General features: G+C 70.0%; 15 protein-coding genes, 2 pseudogenes and 1 CRISPR repeat array. Of the genes and pseudogenes, 6 read left to right on the top strand and 11 right to left on the bottom strand.

Annotated features, from left to right (window positions below; all coding sequences use genetic code 11):
* The first annotated feature begins 108 nt into the window (after positions 1 to 108).
* Positions 109 to 402 (top strand): Imm21 family immunity protein, encoded by a 294-nt coding sequence (locus ACLJPL_RS06470; protein ID WP_411080029.1) that lies wholly within the window; start codon positions 109 to 111, stop codon positions 400 to 402.
* 544 nt (positions 403 to 946) lie between these two features.
* Here the strand turns inward: ACLJPL_RS06470 and ACLJPL_RS06465 are convergent.
* Both ACLJPL_RS06465 and ACLJPL_RS06460 read right to left on the bottom strand, forming a co-directional pair.
* Positions 947 to 1,150: pseudogene (locus tag ACLJPL_RS06465) on the bottom strand (hypothetical protein); the annotation flags it as partial.
* An 873-nt stretch (positions 1,151 to 2,023) separates the two neighbouring features.
* A CRISPR array of direct repeats spans positions 2,024 to 3,089; the repeat unit is 29 nt; unit sequence GTGATCCCCGCGCGTGCGGGGGTGGTCCC.
* 82 nt (positions 3,090 to 3,171) lie between these two features.
* Positions 3,172 to 3,720, bottom strand: coding sequence for a hypothetical protein (locus ACLJPL_RS06460; RefSeq protein ID WP_411079712.1), 549 nt, complete (start codon positions 3,718 to 3,720; stop codon positions 3,172 to 3,174).
* A 94-nt stretch (positions 3,721 to 3,814) separates the two neighbouring features.
* Here ACLJPL_RS06460 and ACLJPL_RS06455 point away from each other — a divergent pair.
* Positions 3,815 to 4,015: pseudogene (locus ACLJPL_RS06455) on the top strand (hypothetical protein); the annotation flags it as partial.
* A gap of 9 nt (positions 4,016 to 4,024) precedes the next feature.
* Here the strand turns inward: ACLJPL_RS06455 and ACLJPL_RS06450 are convergent.
* From ACLJPL_RS06450 to ACLJPL_RS06410, 9 genes are all read right to left on the bottom strand, one after another.
* Positions 4,025 to 4,585, bottom strand: a complete 561-nt coding sequence (locus ACLJPL_RS06450) for a hypothetical protein (RefSeq protein WP_411079711.1) — start codon at positions 4,583 to 4,585, stop codon at positions 4,025 to 4,027.
* Positions 4,586 to 4,840: 255 nt separating this feature from the next.
* Positions 4,841 to 5,518 carry a hypothetical protein gene (locus ACLJPL_RS06445; RefSeq protein WP_411079710.1) on the bottom strand — a complete coding sequence of 226 codons (678 nt, stop codon included), beginning with the start codon at positions 5,516 to 5,518 and terminating at the stop codon, positions 4,841 to 4,843.
* A 64-nt stretch (positions 5,519 to 5,582) separates the two neighbouring features.
* Positions 5,583 to 5,813 (bottom strand): hypothetical protein, encoded by a 231-nt coding sequence (locus tag ACLJPL_RS06440; protein WP_411079709.1) that lies wholly within the window; start codon positions 5,811 to 5,813, stop codon positions 5,583 to 5,585.
* Positions 5,814 to 6,154: 341 nt separating this feature from the next.
* Positions 6,155 to 6,538, bottom strand: a complete 384-nt coding sequence (locus ACLJPL_RS06435) for a hypothetical protein (protein ID WP_411079708.1) — start codon at positions 6,536 to 6,538, stop codon at positions 6,155 to 6,157.
* 594 nt (positions 6,539 to 7,132) lie between these two features.
* On the bottom strand, positions 7,133 to 8,470 hold the full coding sequence (locus ACLJPL_RS06430) for a S1 family peptidase (RefSeq protein WP_411079707.1): 1,338 nt from the start codon (positions 8,468 to 8,470) through the stop codon (positions 7,133 to 7,135).
* Positions 8,471 to 9,090: 620 nt separating this feature from the next.
* Complete coding sequence (locus ACLJPL_RS06425; protein ID WP_411079706.1) at positions 9,091 to 10,374, bottom strand: mannosyltransferase family protein; 1,284 nt, start codon at positions 10,372 to 10,374, stop codon at positions 9,091 to 9,093.
* 147 nt (positions 10,375 to 10,521) lie between these two features.
* Positions 10,522 to 11,082: a hypothetical protein gene (locus tag ACLJPL_RS06420; RefSeq protein ID WP_411079705.1), complete on the bottom strand. Its 561-nt coding sequence runs from the start codon at positions 11,080 to 11,082 to the stop codon at positions 10,522 to 10,524.
* A 58-nt stretch (positions 11,083 to 11,140) separates the two neighbouring features.
* The gene (locus tag ACLJPL_RS06415; RefSeq protein WP_411079704.1) at positions 11,141 to 11,641 is read right to left on the bottom strand and encodes a SigE family RNA polymerase sigma factor; all 501 of its coding nucleotides are present in this window, start codon (positions 11,639 to 11,641) and stop codon (positions 11,141 to 11,143) included.
* Between the two features lie 131 nt (positions 11,642 to 11,772).
* Complete coding sequence (locus ACLJPL_RS06410; RefSeq protein WP_411079703.1) at positions 11,773 to 15,597, bottom strand: hypothetical protein; 3,825 nt, start codon at positions 15,595 to 15,597, stop codon at positions 11,773 to 11,775.
* 282 nt (positions 15,598 to 15,879) lie between these two features.
* Here ACLJPL_RS06410 and ACLJPL_RS06405 point away from each other — a divergent pair, with 282 nt between their 5' ends.
* The 4 genes from ACLJPL_RS06405 to ACLJPL_RS06390 all read left to right on the top strand — a co-directional run bounded on the left by ACLJPL_RS06405 (position 15,880) and on the right by ACLJPL_RS06390 (position 20,137).
* Positions 15,880 to 17,310, top strand: coding sequence for a glycosyltransferase family 39 protein (locus tag ACLJPL_RS06405; protein WP_411079702.1), 1,431 nt, complete (start codon positions 15,880 to 15,882; stop codon positions 17,308 to 17,310).
* A gap of 398 nt (positions 17,311 to 17,708) precedes the next feature.
* The gene (locus ACLJPL_RS06400; RefSeq protein WP_411079701.1) at positions 17,709 to 18,548 is read left to right on the top strand and encodes a hypothetical protein; all 840 of its coding nucleotides are present in this window, start codon (positions 17,709 to 17,711) and stop codon (positions 18,546 to 18,548) included.
* Between the two features lie 56 nt (positions 18,549 to 18,604).
* Positions 18,605 to 19,192: a Uma2 family endonuclease gene (locus tag ACLJPL_RS06395; protein ID WP_411079700.1), complete on the top strand. Its 588-nt coding sequence runs from the start codon at positions 18,605 to 18,607 to the stop codon at positions 19,190 to 19,192.
* Positions 19,193 to 19,267: 75 nt separating this feature from the next.
* On the top strand, positions 19,268 to 20,137 hold the full coding sequence (locus ACLJPL_RS06390) for a hypothetical protein (protein ID WP_411079699.1): 870 nt from the start codon (positions 19,268 to 19,270) through the stop codon (positions 20,135 to 20,137).
* Positions 20,138 to 20,174: the final 37 nt, after the last annotated feature.

The raw sequence follows: 20,174 nt of genomic DNA, 5'->3' as shown, positions 1-20,174 counted from the left end.
ACGGATTGGGTGGGCACCGAGGCGGATGCGGAGGGAATGCAGTACGTCGGGAGAGTTGCCCTGCCTGATCACGGCGAGATCCTCACCTTGGGCGGAGAGCCGTAGGCCATCACCTATCTCGACCGCACGATGACGTTCATCCGCTGGTGCGCGGCCGACACCGACACGGGGCTGGAGGGAGCGGTGGAGCGGAGCATGGCCTCGGACGAGTGGCAGGACATCTTCGACATCGCCCTCGGCGGTCGCTACTTCCTGCTCGACTCTGCGATGCGCGGTGACGAGACAGGCGAGGCCGATGTGATCCCGGTGGACGTCCCCCCAGGGCAATACCGCGTGCAGTCTCTGCTCATCGATCCATCGGAGGATGCGTCGTTCATGCTGGAGCGGCTTCTCAGGGTGTGAACGCCCATTCGGTGTTGGTGGTGTTGGTGGTGTCGGTGGGATAGCGGCGGCCGCGCATGACAAGCCAGTGCCCCCGCCGGGATGCGTTGGGTCAGGCTGAGGCTGCCGCGATGGGCTGGGTCAGGCCGAGGCTTGGTCCACGGCGTGGGCGCGGTCTGCCCGGTGCGGGCGACGGCCTGCTCGCGCAGCTGCTCCAGCCGTACCGCCAGCAGGTACTGCGCGGTGCGCTCCCTGGCTTCGTCGGCGGCCTTGGTCGCGGTGGCAACGGCGTCCGCGCCGTGCGGGTTGGGCCGGAACCAGCGCCGTCCCTGCTCGGTCCGGTACGCCCGGCGGGCCTCCGCCTCGGCTTCCTCGGTCCGGCCGAGCCGCCCGAGCGCGCTCGCGCGGTACTCCGGCAGCGCCGCTTGTACGACGCCGAAGTGGCTCGCGCCGAGTCGGAGCGCGGTCGGCAGGCACGCCCTCAGCCCATGCGGAGCGGCCCCTCCGCCCGCCGAGGCCCCGGCCGCCCCGCTCTACCGGGCGCGACCCGGTCGGGCTCCCCGTCTCACCCCGCCCACCGCCCCGTAAGAAACGCCAGGGCCACCAGCGCCGCCAGCGGGGTCGCCACGCACAGGTAGGCCGTCCTGAACCACGGGCGGCGCAGGCTCAGCGCCGCCAGACCTATCCACAGCGGCCACCACAGCAGCGTGGCGCGGGGGATCGACGTGTACCAGTACGACGTTCCCAGCGCCCACAGGCTGAGCGTCACGCCGTCGCCCGGCATCTGGGGCAGGGCCTCAGCGCTGCGCCTCGGTACGCGAACATCGCAGGCGGGCAAGCGGGGGCGCCATCCGTGCAAACGCTCCCCGATCCAGCAAGCCGGCCCCCTGCAACCCCTGACAGGAGATCCGATTCGCCGCAGGATAGGCCGACTTCACCCCTTCCCCCCGTGAATTACCCGCCGATAAGGGCGTCGTGTCCTGAGGAGACGGGTTCGCGCTCTATCCGCCGGAACCTCGCTCCAGAGTGCTGGGCGGCAAGGAGGCCCTCCCCCACATCAAGAGACGGCTCTACAGCCGAGCCGGATTCGAACCCCTCCCAAGATATGCACACTTCAGTGGCCTCGGCATGGAATACCCGAAATCGATACCGAAGCCCCCCTCTCTTCAATGGCTCTACACGCACTTCAGAGGTCTTCTCCTCAAGTCTGTTCAGTCCACCCTCTTCTGGGCGGCGAAGTACCAGCCGGTCCGGCAGCACGGCCGCACACCCCTTGACGGACGCTCGCACCAACGGACCGAGTGCGCGCCCCGCACACAGGCCCCTCCGGGGCGCGACGGCCGCCGACACGTCCGACAGCGGATAGACCCTGCCCACGACACCGCACGGGGCGACGCGCTCCACGTCGCCGGTCGCTCGGCGAGCAGGCCATCATTCGGGGTGCCGCCTCCCGTACGCTGGGGGGCTCGGCTTGGCAAGCCCGGCCGAGGTCTCCCGATCGGCAACCAGTGCGTCCGCTAGCGGGACGGAGCGGTTACAGAGCTCTGGCAGAGGCCGTCTACTAGCGAGGACCGATATGTCCGTTTCCCATGAAGTGATGAAAAACAGCTCCCTCGCCACATAAACCCGCAGGTCAGGAACTGTGATCCCCGCGCGTGCGGGGGTGGTCCCGGCATCGTCGGCCCCGTCCCGGGCACCGTCGCGTGATCCCCGCGCGTGCGGGGGTGGTCCCGTCACATCGTGGCGTCATCTGCTGGAGAACGCGTGATCCCCGCGCGTGCGGGGGTGGTCCCCACACGACCGCGTGAATGTGCGTGTGCCAGCTGTGATCCCCGCGCGTGCGGGGGTGGTCCCAAGAAGGTCGACGCGAAGGGGTCCACAGTGAAGTGATCCCCGCGCGTGCGGGGGTGGTCCCCTCCGGCACACCCTTCGGCTCGCACGGTCGGCGTGATCCCCGCGCGTGCGGGGGTGGTCCCCGGACGCCTGACTCGCCTGATCTACGACACCGGTGATCCCCGCGCGTGCGGGGGTGGTCCCGAGCGTCCCGACGCCGGTCTGGGCCTCGGCCAGTGATCCCCGCGCGTGCGGGGGTGGTCCCGGGATGGCCTCGCCGTCACCCCCGTACGTAATGTGATCCCCGCGCGTGCGGGGGTGGTCCCGGGTCGGGCAGGGCGAAGGTGTGGTCCCCGCGGTGATCCCCGCGCGTGCGGGGGTGGTCCCAGGACCGGCACGGCGTAGGGGAACGGGGTGCCGTGATCCCCGCGCGTGCGGGGGTGGTCCCGTCTTGTTGCTCGCGGTGAGCCCGTTCGTCGGGTGATCCCCGCGCGTGCGGGGGTGGTCCCGGACGATCAACATCGCCATCTCCTCGGAGCCGGTGATCCCCGCGCGTGCGGGGGTGGTCCCGCCACGGTGGAAGCAGCTCGCGGACGAGCTCGGTGATCCCCGCGCGTGCGGGGGTGGTCCCTTCGCTGGCCCGTTCGAGGGAGCGGCGTAGGGGTGATCCCCGCGCGTGCGGGGGTGGTCCCACGGTCACACTGCTACAAAACACGGCACAGAAGTGATCCCCGCGCGTGCGGGGGTGGTCCCTCGGTGATCGCCCCGGACTGGCGGGACATCCCGTGATCCCCGCGCGCGCGGGGGTGGTCCCAGCCAGTTCGACCTCGGCCTCGCGGTTTCGGTGTGATCCCCGCGCTCGCGGGGGTGGTCCCCTCCCGCAGGTGCTCGATCCGGAGCATGTGACGTGATCCCCGCGCGCGGGGGTGGTCCCTCGACGGCCTTCGCGGAGGGGCGCTATGACGCGTGATCCCCGCGCGCGGGGGTGGTCCCTTGCGGGCGCAGGTGGGGCCGATGCCGGCCGCGTGATCCCCGCGCGTGCGGGGGTGGTCCCATCACAGGGGCCCGTCTTTCCAGTAGCCGCCGGTGATCCCCGCGCGTGCGGGGGTGGTCCGTACGGTCGGACAGGATCGCGGCGACGCCATGGGCGCACCGGCCGTACAGCTCCGGTGTGGACGGCAGACCGATCCCGCCGGCGGCGTTTCCGACGCCCCGCAGACGGCCGATGTGCACGTGCGTGATGCCGAGCCCTTCGAGTTCGGCCCGTGCCTCCTCGAACCGCTGCTCCTCCAGGACGTCCACGATCTCCACCCGGAGAGGGATGCCGAGCTGCTGGGCCTTGAGCAGGTTGGCCCGGGTCGCGGCGTGGGAACCACTCCGGCCGGTCACCTGGTCGTGCCCCTCGTCGGTGTCGGCGCAGTACAACGTCGCGAGGGAGACGCCAGGCCGGGCGGCCAGTGTCCCGTGCTCGGGGCGCAACCTGAAGAGATGGGAGTACACCTCCACTTCCAGCCCCTGTGCAAGGACGTGTTGGACGAGTTCGGCGAAGCCCGAATTTGAGAGGTCGAGGTCGGTGCCCCGAGGTCGGGCCCAGGCAGTGGTTCCCTTCTGCGCCGATAACTTCGAGCTGGCGGACGGCGACATCCGCTCGGTCGCGGTGACGGCGGCGTATCTGGCGGCGGACTGGGGCGAGGCAGTGACGATGGAGGCCCTGATCCACGCGAACCAGCGGGAGTACCAGAAACTGGGCCGCCTGACCCTGGCCTCGGAGTTTGGGCCGTATCTGGGGCTGGTGCAGTGAGGCAAGGACTCACCAATCGGTGACGGAGTCGCGTAGCTTTTCCCAGTCCCCCAGGTGAGCGGGGTGTCCGATTGGCGCCTCGAAGGGGCGTACGGAAATGGGAGGGCCGGGAAGATCAATTTCCACGCCTTGCGAGTGACGCCAGCGCACCGGAGGGGATACTCCATCGAAGTCTTCCTTGTAGGAAGCGATGATCTTCAGATCACCGTTGACTTCGGTCGCGTAGAGCAAACCACCGTATGATTCGGCCGTTCTAGCCCTGTCGCCGCTTACGAATCCCGCATAGATGCTGTCACCCTCGTGCGCTCGGTACTCGGCGACCAGGAACAGCGTGCGCCGTGCCAGGCTGACGGTCCGCGCCAATTGGGCCAGTTGATCGGAGTCCATTCCCATGGGGCGTCCAAAACTCGGCGACAGGGGGGTTCCTGGTGATGCGTGCCAGAACCTCATGCTGCTGGTGCGGTAACTGTTCACCACCTCGTCCGGCTCCGAATAAACAGCCATGCTTCCTATGCGCTCGATGTCCAGATAGGCGTTGAAGAATTTTGCGGCGTCGCCGATGGTGCTCACAGCCGTGCGCTCTTTTCGTGAAGAGGTCATCGTCGGACTGGATCAGGCGCGAGTTGCTCTCGGCCGGTGTGTCGGAATCTCTGGAGGTAATCGTGTATTCGTCGAGCGTGCGTGAGCTTCAGACCGGACTTGATGTCTTGGGTGACGGTGAACGTCTCCCGGCAGCCGTCTTCACCGTGGTCACCCTGGTATCGGCAGTACTCCTCCCCTCGGGCTACGAGGCGGCTGTGCGCCCCAGGCGGGGAGGTGAACCGATCAAGCGGCGGCCAGTCGGGCTGCTCGGTAGATGATCGGTTCGGTGTCCAGTTCCCTCAGTGCGTCCCGGAACTGTTCGGTCGGCTCGGCACCGGGATTTTCGACCGCCCTGACCAGCCAGCCATTCCCGAGTGGCTGGGAAGCGTACCCAGGTAGAGCCGAGAGTCGAACGCGAACCTGGTCGGTGATCCTCTCACCGGATACATAGGTCCACGGTCCGAACTCGCCTGGCAGGTTGGAGCCGGGGCGAAGGCGGGTGGACGGGTAGACCTGCCCGTGCCCGTCGAGGTGCCACGCAGTCAGATGCGCCAAGCGGGGGCTGAGGCCCGCCACGAGCTGTGATGTCAGGGCAACGGCCATCGCCCATTCCTGCGTGAGTGTGTCGCTCAGCTCGTCCAGATGGACCGTCAGGAAGATCGTGCCGACGCCATCCGCCGCGAAATCGCCGAGACTGACTTGAACCCAGGAGTTGAGCGCCGAGTGAGCAGGATGCGTGAGGGTGACCGTCATGGCCTCCTCTTCCTCCCCGTTGAGGAAGCGCGCACTGCGGGTGCCTTTCGGCTGAAAGCCTTCGCCGGCGTACTGGCCCAGCGCAGCAACGGCTCTGCGTAGCATCGCGCTTTCGGAGGGTTTTGCCTGAACAACCAACTGGCTGCCCGCCGCGTACGAATCACCCATAGCCATCACCCGATCCATCTCACGTCGATGCCCACCCTCTTGCCCGAGTGCACGGTATCGGCGATCAGGGTGGGGCGGGGCCTGCCAGCGCGATGAGGACGGTGCCCGGGACACGTCCGAGGATCCCGGCGGTGGTGATCATGACGGTGCGCAGCGGGTGGCGGTCGATCAGCACCCCGGCGGGCGGCGTGAGCACCAGCGCCGGGACGGTCCCGGCGAACGCGAGCGGCGCGGCCTCCAGCCGCTCGTTGGTGCTCCCTCCGGCGAGCAGGTGGCCCAGCACGCTGTTGACCACGACCAGGCCGAGCGCCTGGACGAGTCCGCGGCCACCTCGGCCGGCCCGACGGTGCGTAACCGGGCCGGATCAGCCGCGTGGGCCGGGCGCACGCCGATCGCGATCAGCTGCGGGAACTGCCGGGCCATCTGCCACAGCCCCCGTTTCAGGAAGGCCCCGTCGTGCTTGTCGAGCATGTCGTAGGCGAGTTCGCCGCCGAAAGGTAGCTCCTCGCCGGCAGAGGGAGCCGAACGAAACGTCCGGAAGTGGACCTGTTACTCAGGAAGTCGATGACTGCTCAGACGACGCGGGCATGGAGGGCAGTCGTCAACGGCGAGAGTCCGGCACCGTGGACCTGGACCTCAGCCATTTGTGAAGCTGCCCTTGTTGAATACGACGAAACCGCGGCTGGAGCGACATGGCGAATCGATGCCGACCTCTGCCATAGCCTCGTCATCGGCATCTAGAAATGTGCCGCTGGCTTGCACGTTGTCACCTTCAAGAAAGGTTCCAGAGTCCGTATCGGCGACGCCGCGTTTGTTGTTTTCCTGAACGGACTCAAATCCTTGCGGCCACACAGGCGTCAGGGATACGACCTTCCCCCCACGATCGACCTGCGCCATGAGACAGTCACCGTCGGGAATGTACTCGATTTTTCCACCCACGAGCATGTCGTCACTTGAGGAAAAGTTATGCAAAATTATGCGCGGGTTTTCGCCCTTTACTTTAATTTCGTCAGGATTCACTACACTATCCTTGCCACCGCAGGCGGAGGCGAGAAGAACTCCCAGAGATAGAGAAACCAGCGCAATAGACCTTGAATAGCGCATGACGTGCTTCAGCCCCAATCAGCTCTTCCGTCTACTACTACGCCGCATGAAGTGATATTTGCGAACCGAGATTTCTGCTTGCTGATGATGTGACGCTTGAGTTGAGGACGAATCAGCCAGTGCCCGACGCATCTGGTGCAACCAAAAGGCTGGAAGATTCGGAACGAACGACCGCTCGACATCAGTTGGATATGCATCCCCGACCCAACCGCAGCAGGCGCGGACAAGAGAGAGGGGAGGGCGGGCGTTGCAAGAATACACTCACGCACTGCAGAGGAACAGGGTGCTGACCCCATCCTCTGCAGTGCGTGCTCTACTCGGTGTACCTTTCGATCTGCCGCGGTGGTTCATGCCTGCTCGCCAACAAGATCCGCTATGCAGGCCGCCCGAGGGGTCGGCCAGAGACGCAATTCAATGCGCTGTACGGCGATCCAACGGCATCCGCACCGGCCCCTGTCCAGCAACACATGGCGTTGCATCGAGGATGCCTCAGAGCTTGCGTGATGCGGGCTATCGCTGCCACACGTCGTACTTTCGGTTCTGGAAAAGATAGGCGGGAGTAAACCAACTTCTCTCCCGCCCTCCCATGGATATTACGCCCTTGTGTATTCCGTAAGCGGTGCCGGCGCTGTACCACGGGCCACCGCTGTCTCCGCCCTTGGAAACATTCGCCTCCATAACCACCATGTGCTTGAGGCCGGAAGCGGAGACATCTCGGTATTTGACCTTGCTGCAAGACTTATTAGTTGTGCGACCGTAGTGGCAGATGCTGGTGCCAACCGAGGGCATGCCTGCACGACTGTCGACGTACCTGGTCTTATTGCGCTCGTGGTAGAAAGTGCGAGTAGCTATCAGGCTTCCGTGCGACGTGTATCCCAAATCGCCCCATGCGCCGCGATGGGTCCACACGACATCTACTCCAGTGGCACCACCGTGGTTTGAATGGTTCGAATACCTGTCGAGTGCGCCCGCAGTAGGAACGCAGTGCCCTGCCGTCCCCAGACGTTTCGTGCTACTGCTGATATTTTTCAGGTTAAATCCAGCGGTGCAGCTCAACAGGTGCCCTCCGCCTCGAATGTAATTGTCCTGATCGATCGACACCAGTGAATTCGTGTGGTTAACCTCTACGGGAAAGACGCGTCCGCCGATCTTGACGCTCTGTGTGGATTTTGCTGCGCTCCCCGATCTGCCGTCGCTCTGGCCGACCGCCAGTTCCGCAACAATCACTCCCCGTCGGATGTCGTAGGCCGAAGCGAACTCTTCTCCCTTCGCCTCCCGCGCCGCAGCCCAAACCGTCGCTGCCTCTGAGAGTTCCGACTCGGCGAAGTCCCGATTGACGACTTCCACCGGGACTGGCAGCTCGGACATGAGAGTGAGAGCGCTGGCGGTAGGCGCTCCCTTGAATGCGAACCATGCACTTGCATCGAGCTTCTCAGCTCCGGAGAAGGTATCCGGATATCTTCGTTCGAGTTCATCGGAAACCTTGACGAACTCTTCTTGCCAGCCGTATTTGTTTATTCCCTCTTCAATCGTTATGCCCTCTGCTGTCGCCATCGACGCGATGTCCTCGAGCTCGCCGGCCGTCAACCCATCAATCGAGGTCGACGGCGTGCTGACAGGACCATCGGGCTCGTTGGGCGTCAGCAACCGTTCAGAACGGCTCGGTTCAGCCAAGCGGTCCGTGATGGCCGACGCAAGAGAGACTCCATCAGCAGCAGCGGTTTCACGAATCCTGTCAAGCTCAGGGCCGCCATAGTTCGCATTCTTCTTTTCCGTGTTCAAGAATATGGACGACGGAATGGTGTCGGTGGCGGACGAAGCCGAGGCCGGCGCTGCACCCGCAATCATCAGAAGAGCGGTGACTGTGGCGACTGCCGCTGTGCGGCCTCCTGAAACTACGCCAGAATGCGACATTTCCCCCCCAGGGCTTACGAAGCGATCGGCTACGCAAAGATGATGCGTAGATCGGATAGTCAACCCGTCATCTCAGCAAGTCAACCCTCCCCGACACCGTGCCCTCTTTGGTCCTAGTAGTGCTTGGTCCTGTTGAGGGCATGGCTTTGGCCGCGTGGGATTCATGTCCCATGTGGAGATGGGGCAGCGTCAACTTCAGTGAAAGGCCGTCGTGAACGTTAACTGCCTTCTCACAAGGAACCGAAACAATCCAGCCACATCACCCAACCCTCAGAGCTCGTAACACGATCATGATCGTGTCTTCTTGAGGCGTCTGAAGCAGATCAGGCTGCGGGCGAGGGAGACGAAGGCGTCGTGGAGTTCAGTGCGGCGTCGGTTCCGCAGTGCGTCGCGGTGGGCGTCGGGGACTGGTGGGCGGTTGCCGGATTCCCGGATAGAGGCTGGGAGCGCGGCCCGTATCTGAGCCGGGAAACCGCGCGCGCCGACCTAGGAGATACAGCGAACTGCGGTCCCCGCGCGTGCGGGGCTCCCCGCGGCCGTTGACGTAGATCGCCTCACCCCGCCCACCGCCCCGTAAGAAACGCCAGGGCCACCAGCGCCGCCAGCGGGGTCGCCACGCACAGGTAGGCCGTCCTGAACCACGGGCGGCGCAGGCTCAGCGCCGCCAGACCTATCCACAGCGGCCACCACAGCAGCGTGGCGCGGGGGATCGACGTGTACCAGTACGACGTTCCCAGCGCCCACAAGCTGAGCGTCACGTACACCGCCTCCGGCCAGCGGCGGTGGCGCAGCAGCAGCGCCACCAGGATCAGGCCGGCCAGCATCGCCACCAACTCGGCCTGAAACATAGCCGCGTACCCCGTCGAGTGCACCCCGTCGAACGCCGCACCCCAGGTGTTCGCCCACGCCTCCCACGGGGTGTGGAAATCCCGGTACCAACCGCGCTCCTGCGCGTGCTTCCACGCCATCCAGTCGCCCGTGTGCGCGTGCAGATACCAGCTGTACGCGACCGGCGGCAGCGCGGGCAGCACCAGCCAGGCCGCCCCGCGCCAGCCGCGCCGGGTCCTCACCGAGAGCACGAACAGCACCGCTATCGCGGCCGCCAGGAACAGGCCGCTGACCCGTACCGTCGTCGCCAGGGCCGTCAACGTGCAGGCCCACGCCCACTGGTGGCGCTGCGCGGCCAGCCAGGCCGGCAGGGCGAACGCCAGGAACAGCGCCTCCGTGTAGCCGACCGCCAGGAACACCGCGCACGGCGAGAGCAGGAAGAACAGGGCCGTACGTTGACCGGCGGCCTCCTCGGAGAGATAGGACCGGGCGATCCGGGCGAGGGCGAGTACGGCGACCGCCCCCGCGACGAACGAGATCAGCAGCCCGGCCGCCGTCCAGTCCGGGACGACCGTGTGCACGGCGCGCAGCAGCAGCGGAAACCCGGGGAAGAACGCCTCCCTGTTGTCCCAACCGCTCAGCCAGGGGCCCGCGTCGGCGGGGAAGTAGCCGTCACGCGCTATGTGGAGGTAGTGGTGCGCGTCCCAGCGCAGGAACGGTGCGAGTACGGGGTCCGCGTCCCGCCGGTCGGACCCTCCGGGGAAGAGCCATCGGGCGCCGTGGGCGGCGATTCCCAGGGATATTCGCGTCAGGAGGTAGAGCCACAGCACCCTGCGGTCGGCGGGGGTCAGCCGGCCCGCCGCCCTCCTGAAGCGGGCCGAACCGGCGGACTTGGCGGACTCGGCGGACTCGGCCGCTCCGGCGCTCGGGCCGGACTCCGGAGACGACCGGGGGCGCGGGCTCGTCGGACGCGGCGCGGAAGGGCTCAGCCTGGGCGAAAGCATGGACACTCTGGGGCCTTTCGACACGCCTCGGCGCGCAGGATCGCCCGGTGCGGCCGCCGGGACAAGGGGACGGGTAGGAACGGGAAGGAACGGCGAGGGACAGGAAGGGACGGGGAGAGACAGGAAGAGACAGGAAGGACAGGAGCTAGGGAGTCATGGCATCGACGTCGCCCCCAGCGTGGACGACTCCGTCGACGACCCTGTCGGCGGCTCTGTCGTCGCCAGACCTCCCGAGGTCGTCGCCAGACCTCCCGAGGTCGTCGGCAGACCTCCCGAAGTCGTCGCCAGCCCTCCCGAAGTCGTCGGCAGACCCCCCGAGGTCGTCGCCAGCCCTCCCGGCCCCGTCGGCGAATCCCCCGGAGTCGTCGGCAGACCCCCCGGAGCCGTGGTCCCCGGCATCGTGTTGCTCGCCGAGGGCGGCACAGGCGGGTCCGTCCGCGTTCCGGCGGGCAGCGGCGCGGGGGACGGATGGCTCGGCGAGGGGCTCGTGGCCGGCGGTGCGGGCGTCCGGGTGGCCGGGAACACGCCCGCCGCCGCCGCCGCGCTGCCGCCGCCCACGACCAGGCACACCCCCACCGCGAGCGCGGCCATCCGGCGTCGCTGGGCCAGCATGCCGCGTTCCGTGATGCGCGCGGCCGGGTCCGCGGCGGAGCGGCCCCGCCCGAAGTCCCCGGCCTGCCGGAACAACTCCTTCAGCGGATCTCGGGGCTCCAAGGACTCTCGGGGCTCCCGGGGCTCCAAGGGCTCTCGGGACTCCCGGCCATCCCGTGGTTCAGACATCAGGAGCCTCCTCCATGCGGGGGTCTTCCAGACGGTGGGCGAGCGCCGCCCGTCCGCGAACCAGGTGCGTCTTGATCGTGCTGGTGGAAAGCCCGGTCTCCCCGGCGATCTGCTCGACGGTGAGATCGCACAGGTAGTACAGGGTCAGCGTGCGCCGCTGCTGCGCGGGCAGTTCCCGGAGCGCCTCGACCAGCACCACATGACCCGGATCCGGCGGTTCGACGTGCTCCGGCGTCCCGCTCCCCCGGTGCCAGGCATCCGCCGAACGCCGCCGGAACCGCCAACGGCTCACCGCCAGACGCCAGGCCGCCTTGCGGATCCACGCCTCGGGGTGGCCGTCGCGCTCCAGTTGGCGTCGCCGGATCCACCCCTTGACGAACGCTTCCTGTACGACGTCCTGCGCCTCCTGGAGGTCCCCCGTCATCACGTACAGCTGGCCTGTGAGACGCGCGACCGCCTGGGCGTAGAACTCTTCGAACTCCTCGACGGTCAAGAATCGCTCCCGGATCTTTCGCTTCACCGGGTATACGCCCGCCACCGGGCATCCGGTCTACATCACCGGCGGCGCATCGGAAGTGATCGTCGTCACGGAACCCAGGGGTTACGCATCACGTCACCGGCCCCTCAACACGTCTCCCGGTACGGAATCGTCGGCAGGTACGACGCCCACGCCTCCCTGCCCAACCCGCCCCCCGCCCTCGCGCACACCGCCTCCGCCGTACGTTCCAGCCCGAGCGGGTACGTACGGACGGGAGTGTGCGGGGTCGTCACCCGCAGCCGGGAGCCGTCCGGGGTGAAGGCGAGCGCGAGGACCGGGCCGTCCGTCGACGGCAGCGGCGAACCCGGCGAGCGGGGGGCGGCCGTGGACCAGAAGCGCAGTTCCCCGTCCTCGTCGCCCACCGCCAGCGAACGCCCGTCCGCGGAGAATGCCAGTGCCGAGGGCCGCATCTCCCGCTGGGCGCCGGCCTCCGCGCCGGGGGTGAGGACCGCCAGCCGGGTTCCACCGTCGCCGTCCCACAGCGTGACGCGGCCGTCGAAGTCGCTCATGGCCAGGTAGCGGCCGTCCGGGCTGAAGACGGCCACCGCCGCCGGTCCCTCGCCCCCCATGACGCGCGTGACGCGCGCGGCAGGACCCCCGCCCGCCCCCGGCTCGATCAGTTGCCGTTCGTCCGTGATGATCCTGCCGTCCACCGCACGGTCGACCAGCGTCCCGTACCGCTTCCGGGGCAGCGACGTCCGGGGTCCGGGCCCGCCGCCCGGGGCCAGGAAGTCGACCGCGTTCGACCCCCGGGTCACCACCGCCGAGTCCCGGCCCTCGATCGCGATCCCGGTCACCCCGGTACGCGACGGGAGCGCCGTCACCGTGGGGTGCGGGCCGAACGTCCTCAGGGTCACGGTGTCCGGCGCGCTCAGGTGGGCGAGCGTGCGGCCGTCCCTGCTGAAGGCCGACAGCGGTACGGGGGAGCAGCCGGTGCAGGCGGGCGGCGGGGCCGCGAACGTGTCGCGCAGGCGGCCCGTGGTCCCGTCGCGGAGTTCGACCGCCCCGGGACGCGTGGTCACCAGGCGGCTGCCGTCCGGGGTGAACCTGGCCGAGTTGAACGGGCGTTCGCCCTGCCACCCGCCCTCCTCCGTGCCCTTGAGGGAGACGGTGCGTACGGCGCTGACGAGGTTGTCGCCCTCCGTGAAGCGGATCGCCCCGCCCTCCAGGTCGAGGGCCAGCTCGCTCGTGCTCGACGCGCCGACCCGGTGCCGCAGCAGCGGGGTGGACGGGTCGGCCGTGCGCCAGAGCCGCACGTCGCCCCCGGCCAGCGTCGCGACGTGCGAGCCGTCCGCGCTGAACGCCGCGTAGGGCGGGCCCCCTGCGCCCGTCGGCCCCACACCCCCCGCCGTGACGATCCGTGGCCGCTCCCGCCCCGAACGCACCTCCCAGCTCCGCAGCGCGAACGGGACGCCGAGGGTCAGCGCCCGCCCGTCCGGCGTGAACCGGAACTGGCCCACCTCGCACGCCTTCGCCTTCGCGGCCCAGGGCGTCGGCACCCGGCGGCCCTCCCGTACGTCCCACACCTCAAGCTCCTCGCTGTCCGCGCAGAAGGCGACCAGCCGCCCGTCCCCAGCGACGTCGAGGACGCGGAGCTCCTCCCGCCCCCGGTCGGTGTCGAGCACTACGCGGCCCCGCCCCCGCCCCACGTCCCACACCTGGAGCGACCCCCCGCGCCCGTGCACGGCGACCGTGCGCCCGTCCGTGCCGAACCAGACATCGACGGAGTCGCCCCGCGGCCCGAACGCCGCACCGGTCGGTCCTCCGGCCGCGAGGTCCCACAGCCGTACGCCCTCCGGGGTCGAGAGGGCGACGGTTCCGGTGTCGGGACTGACCGCCACGATGTCCACCGCCCGCGCCCCCAGCCCCGCCAGGTCGGGCAGCGGGCGGCCCGTCGTGACGTCCCAGCGCCGGGTGCGGTCCGGTCCCACCACCGTGAGCGTGCGGCCGTCTGCGCTGAGCCGCCGCCAGGTGTCGTTGTGGTCGGGGGCCAGATCGGCGGAACCCGCGTCCAGCAGGGCCACGTCACGCTGGGCGGCGGCCCCGTACAGCGCCTCCCGCGTCTCGGGTACGTCGGCGATCCGCCAGGCCGCCACGCTCAGCCGCAGCGCGGTGCGGGGGTCCGTCCGGCGCAGGGTGTCCGCGACCGCCGCGACCCCGCGCGCCTCGGCCTCGGTCGCCCGGCGGTCCGCGGTACGGCTCTGCTGCCGGGCGGCGAGACCGGCGACGACGGCCAGGCAGAGCAGTACGGACAGGGCGGCGACGAGCCCGCGCAGGGTGCGCGCCCTGCGGACCGCCGCCCGCCGCTCACGCTCGTACGCGGCGACGCTCGCCTCCAGGAACGACCGTTCCCCGAACGTGAGTGACGCGGATGACGCGGATGACGTGGGTGACGCGGATGACGTGGGCGATGCGGATGACGTGGGTGACATGGACGATGCGGGTGACGGGAGCGATGCGGGTGACGTGAGTGACGTGGGTACGGTGCTCGACTCACCGAACGCCTCCCGTGCCGCCTCCAGTTGGCTCCCCCGGTACAGCGCCCCCGCGTCCCGCCCCAGCGCCGCCCACACCTCCGCCGCCTCGGTCAACCGCCGCTGCAACCGGAGCAGTTCGCGATCCTCCTCGATCCAGGCGCGCAGCCGGGGCCAGGCGCTGATCAGGGCCTCATGGGCGAGGCTCACCACCCCGTCGTCGGCCGTCAGCAGTCGTGCCCGTACGAGCGTTTCCAGCACGTCCGGCGCGTGCCCCAGCTCGTCCAGGTCGTCCAACTCGCCGCGTGCGACCGGGCGTCCGGTGTCCTCGTTCCCCTCGCCGGGCACGACCAGCCGCAGCAGCAGGGCCCTCGCGGTCCGCGCCCGTACGCCGTCGAAGTCGCCGTAGACCGCCTCCGCCGTGTGCGCGATGGCTCCGCGCACGCCCCCGATCGCCTCGTACGCGGCGACCGTCATCGTCCGCCCCCGCCGCCTCCGCCAGGTCTCGAACAGCGCGTGGGACATCAGCGGCAGCCCGCCCGGCTCGTCCGCCACGTCCGCGACCATGCGGGCGGTCAACTCGCGCTCCACGATCAGGCGTTCCGCCGTCGCGGGCCCCACGATCGCCTGCCGCAGCTGCCCGGGCGTCATCGGGCCGAGCAGAAGCGTGGCCGGGCCCAGGGCGGCCGCGAGAGGGGCGTGCTCGGCGCACCGGCCGTAGAAGTCCGCCCGTACGGCGAGGACCACGCGCGCCCGCGACCCGGTCAGCCGTTCGATGAAATCCGCCCTCTCCTCCCGGTCGTGGCAGAGCGTGAACACCTCCTCGAACTGGTCGACCAGCACCACCGCGCCGTCCTCCGCGAACAACGCCCCGCCGACGTCGATACGGGAGGGATGCTCCCCCGGGGTCAGAACGGTGACGGCCGAGGGGACGGGGCCCGCCCGCCCGTCCCGCAACGCCGGTACGAGCCCCGCCCGCAGCAGCGACGACTTGCCGCTCCCGGACGCCCCCACCACGGCCACCAGCCCGCGCCGCGCCACCAGCCCCGCCAGCTCCTCCACCACGGCGTCCCGGCCGAAGAACCGCTCCCGGAGCTCGGGTCCGAAACGCCCGAGCCCCGGGTACGGGGACACGGCCGCCTCGCGCTCGTCGGCCCCGGCCGTGGCGCGGAACGCCTCCTCCGCCGCCTCGGCCCGCAGCCGCTCCCACACCTCGGGCTCCCCGCCGCACGCGAGCACGTAGGCGCGGGTGACCGCCGGGGACGGCAGCCGGTCGCCCGCCGCCGCGGCCGACAGCGTCGGGGCCGCGTACCCCGCCCGCCGCGCCATCGCCCGGTAGGCAGGACTGCCCGCCTTCCGCCGCAGCAGGCGGAGTTCGTACGCGAATCGCTGTACGGGGCCGGAGGCCGGGTCCAGCGGCTTCTCCTGCCGCCCCACCTCGACCACCCCCGCTCGGGCCCCGTCCCCCGCCCCCGCGAGGTCCCCTCAGCCCTCGCGAGCGTAATTGATTGGTCCGGCGGGAGGGGGCTGACCATCAACCCGCCGCCGACTGGACTCGGGTGCGTACGCCATCCCGCCCCGCCCGCACCGGAGCCGGCCATCGCCACCACCGAATCCCGTCCCCCCGCCCTTCCCGCAGTCCCCGCGACGCGCCGCCCGGAACCTCCCGCCATCGCAGGCCGGTCGTCGCCCCGCAGAGCCGTCGCCCTGCTGCCCGCCGTGACGGCGCTCGTCGTCGGCCTGTGGGGCGTCCGGCGGCAGAACACGCTGTGGAGCGACGAGGCCGTCACCTACGAAGTCGCCCACCGCGGCACGGCGGACGTCTGGCGGCTGCTGGCGGAGGCCGACGTCGTGCACGGCCTGTACTACTTCCTCATGCACGCCGTCCTCGCCTGCTGGGAAAGCGGACCGGGAAGCGGACCGGGAGGTGGACCGGGCCTGGACAGCGGCCTGGAAAGCGGCCTGATCGCCCTCCGCCTCCCCTCGGTCCTCGCCGTCGCCGCCACTGCCGCCGGGGTCGCGCTGCTCGGCCGCCGCCTGGCGGGCCCGCGCGCCGGACTCCTGGCGGGGCTCGTCCTGCCGTTCCTGCCCGACATGCAGCGTTACGCGCAGGAGGGCCGCTCGTACGCCCTGGTGTGCGCGCTGCTGACGTGGGGCACCTGGCTGCTGCTCAACGCGCTCGACGGCGGCGTCGGCGGCAGCAGGCGCTGGGCGGGCTACGGAGCCGTGATGCTGGCCGCCTGTCTGCTGCACGAGTTCGCCGTGCTGGGGCTCGTCGCCCACGGCGTCACCGTGGCCCTCTCCTCGAAGAGGCTCCACCCCTGGGCCATGACGGCCGCCGCCGTGGCCGCCGGGCTGGCTCCGCTCGCCCTCCTCAGCGCCGCCCAGTCCGGGCAGGTCGCCTGGATCGGCGTACCGGACTCGTCCGTCCTCCTGACCTTCGCGGGTACGGCGTCGCTGGGCGTCGCCTGCGCCCTCACCGGCCTCCGCCGCACCAAGGACAGCGGATCGATCGCCCTCCCCGCCCTCGCCCTCCCCCTGCTCCTCCTCCCCGCCGGCCTCCTGCTGCTCCTCTCGCCCCTGCGCCCCCTGTACGTCGACCGGTACGTCCTCTACGCCTCCATCGGCCTCGCCCTCCTCATCGGGGCCGCCCTGGACCGGCTCCTCCCGGGCCGCCGGGCGGTCATCGTCGTCGCGGCGCTCACGGCCACCGCCGCGTCCCTGCTGCCGGTCGGGCCCGGACACGACCTGCGCACACCCGGGAGCCGGTCGGACGACGTGACGGCCGTCGCCGAAGCCGTACGGGAGATGAGCTCGCCCGGCGACGGCCTGGTCTTCACGCCCGCCCGGCGCGCCTGGGTGCTGGCGACCCCGGACGCGTACGCGGAACTCGACGACCTCGCGCTGATCGCCACGCCCGCCGCCTCGGCCACCCTCTTCGGCGTCGAGGCGGCACCGGCCGAGATCCGCGCCCGTATGCAGGGCCACCGGCGCATCGTCGACGTCCGGGACGTGCCCGGCGAACCGGGCGACTCCACCGGACGCGAGGCAGCCAAACGGGACGCGCTGCGCACGTACTTCGAGGTGTGCGAGAGCCGGAGGGTCACCCGCGCGCAGATCACGGCGTACGCCCGCCCGGGTCTCTGCTGAGCCGGTTCCGACGACGAAAGCCGTGAAAGTCTCGAAAACCTCGCACACCACCCGGAGCTCAAGCATCGAGATCCGAGCTGTCTTAACAGTGATGGGGTGGGTGGGTCAGTTGCCCCACCCACCCACCCTGCTCGCGAAGTTGACTTGCGGTGACCGACTTGCCACGCACGGTCGTGAGGCTTTAGCGTGCGGAGGGACAAAAGGAAAAAAGGCAACCCCCGCCGGTGATGGAACACCGACAGGGGTCTGACCGATGAAGATCGGAACCAGCGATCCCCATGGCTGACAACCAGCTTAGTGCTGCCCCCTATTCGCCGCAGGTCCCCCTCCCTGCAAGCTCCACCGCAGGCCCCACTGCCGGGACCGCTTTACCGCACGCGTACGCGACCCCGCACCCGATGGCCAACCCCGGGTACGGCAAGCGCTCCGCCCCCGACGAACGCCCGCGCACCGGCCGGGACTTCGCCCACCTCCGCCCCCGCGACGCCGCCGTGGCCGCCTACATCGACCAGCTGCCGGACGGCTCCGACATCTCGGTGAAGACGCTGGCCAAGCACCTCCCGTACGGCCAGTGCGCCCTGCGCACCACCCTCAACCGGCTCCAGGACGCCGGGCATCTGCGGCGCGGCAGCGAGTGCGTGATCAAGGAAGAGATCATGTTCTGGGTGACCCGGACCTTCTTCTCCCGCACCGCACGCGAGCACGAGTGGTGGAACGCGTACATCCGCGGCGACGTACCACCGGACCAGCCGCAACGCCCCACGCGCTCACGGGCGTTCATCCTGCTCGCGGCCCTGGGGCGGACCGCCCCGATGCTGTCCCTGTCCGCCGCCGACTGCGCGCGGCTGGAACCGCAGGTCAGCGAGTGGTTCGCCCGGGGAGCCACGGAGGCGGAGCTGCTGCACGCGCTCACCGGCGGCCTGCCCTCGCCCGTCCACTGCGCCGCCCGGCTGGTGGAGCGGCGACTGCGCGACAAACTGCCGCCCGAACGCGTCATCCCTGGACCCCGGACCGTCCTGCGGACCCTGGAGTGCGGCGAGTGCGGGGTCCCCGGGCCCGCCGAGGCCCTGCTCGGCGGGCTCTGCCGGCCGTGCCGGGGAGCCTCGCCCGCCCCGCCCGCCGGACCGCCCGGAGCCGTACAGCCGCCGGGGGTGCGGGACCGGATGAACACGGTCCGGGCGGGCCTGATCCCCCGGTCCGAGAGGGCCCACCCCCACAAAGGCAGGACATACCCATGACCGTGCAGCTCACCCGCAGACCCGGCAGGGCACGATGGAGGGGAGGAGGCGACGCCATGACCCCCAGCACCGCCGATCAGGCCCCGCACGCCCAGATGTCCGTCGAGGAGTTCGAGCAGCTCGCCCGCACGGCCCCCGAGACCGTGACGCTCGAATTCATCAATGGAAAGCTAGAGGTCAAGCCCGTTCCTGACGGGGATCACGACGAGATCATCATGTGGGTCGCCATGCAGTGCATGCAGCAGCAGCCGGAGCTGCGGCTGTACCGCGAACGCGGACTGCGGATCGGCGGATACCGCAACGGCCGGGCCCGCCCGGACGGCACGCTGGCCCGGGCGGGCCGCTTCGCGGGTGACGGCGAGTGGTCGAGCCCGGAGCGCGTCCTGATGACCGTGGAGGTCACCTCGCACGACCATGACACCGAGGCCCGTGATCGTTCGGAGAAACGCGACGGCTACGCGGCCGCGAGCATCCCGGTCTACCTCCTCATCGACCGCGACCACGACTGCCTCGTCGTGTACAGCGAGCCGGAACGGGGCCGCTACCGGCAGCAGCACTCCTACGACTACGGCGACTCCGTCACCCTCCCCGCCCCCGTCTCCATCACCCTCGACACCGAGGAGCTCAAGGAGTACGCCCGCTGACGGCCCCCGTCACGAGTGCATCACGTTTCCCGGGGGCGAGGGAGCGGCCGTGGGGGAACGGAGATCATCGGCCCCATGGCAGGTATGTGGCGGGACCGGGCGCGCTCGATACTTCGGCTCGGCGGGACGAGTGCTCTGTGCGCGGGGCTCGTCGCCGCGGCGATCTTCCTGTTGGCGGACGCGCCGGCCGACTCGGTCTCCGCCTACGGGGCCGTGGCCCTCGGCGCGCTGCTCCCCCTGCTGATGCTGGCGGGGTGGGACCGCGACGCGGACCGGTTGGCGGCGGCCGGTCCCACGGAATACTGGCTGCGGCTGCGGGACAAGCACTCGGCTGAGCGGGAACGCATGGAACGGCTCTCCGCGCTGGGCCCGATTCCCCTCGACGAGTACCTGGAGCAGTTGAGCACGGGGGCCGGGCCGGACGAGGAGCAGCCCGACGCGTACGAACAGCGCCTCGACCGAGCGCGGAGGGAAAAGGAGCGGCAGGACTCGGCGTACCGCCTTCGGGCCCTCAACCTGGAATACAGCCTGCGGCAGGCTATTCAGGAGGTGCGGCGGGGAGAACGCGAGCGGCAGAGGGCACTGCACCGGCTGAGGATCGGCGCGGAAGCGCGGCGCGTTCTGCTGCTCCTGGGCCTCTCGCTCATTCTCTTCGTGCTCACCTATCACTCCCTGGCCCACGTGATCGAGCGCGTGGACACCGGGCGGCTCGCTCCGGCCGACGCCGCCCAGGTCGTCGCCGCCCTCGGCGGCGCACCGGCCGCCATCGCGCTCGGCGTCTACGGGGTGCTCAAGGGCGCGGCCCTGGTGATGCACGCCTGGGCCGACGTCATCCGGGCCCGGGCAGGTCTCCCTCCGGGCGAAGCCTCGGGGAGCGGGGACGGGGGCGGGGAGGGGAACGGCGGCGGGAGCGGGGGCGGGGCCGACCCGGAGCCCCGCATCTGAACGGCGCGTTCACCGGCCCCAGGCGGGTGCGACCGCT

The organism is Streptomyces sp. cmx-18-6 (assembly GCF_046548915.1).
GTDB lineage: Bacteria > Actinomycetota > Actinomycetes > Streptomycetales > Streptomycetaceae > Streptomyces.
The sequence above is the reverse complement of the archived record's forward strand: the minus strand, read 5'-3'. Positions and strand labels throughout refer to the sequence as shown.

Bases quoted from the DNA above. Each gene is read 5' to 3' on its own strand.
- ACLJPL_RS06445 (WP_411079710.1), bottom strand. From the start codon at position 5,518: ATGGGTGATTCGTACGCGGCGGGCAGCCAGTTGGTTGTTCAGGCAAAA.
- ACLJPL_RS06430 (WP_411079707.1), bottom strand. From the start codon at position 8,470: ATGATTGCGGGTGCAGCGCCGGCCTCGGCTTCGTCCGCCACCGACACC.
- ACLJPL_RS06400 (WP_411079701.1), top strand. From the start codon at position 17,709: ATGGCCAACCCCGGGTACGGCAAGCGCTCCGCCCCCGACGAACGCCCG.
- ACLJPL_RS06395 (WP_411079700.1), top strand. From the start codon at position 18,605: ATGACCCCCAGCACCGCCGATCAGGCCCCGCACGCCCAGATGTCCGTC.
- ACLJPL_RS06390 (WP_411079699.1), top strand. From the start codon at position 19,268: ATGGCAGGTATGTGGCGGGACCGGGCGCGCTCGATACTTCGGCTCGGC.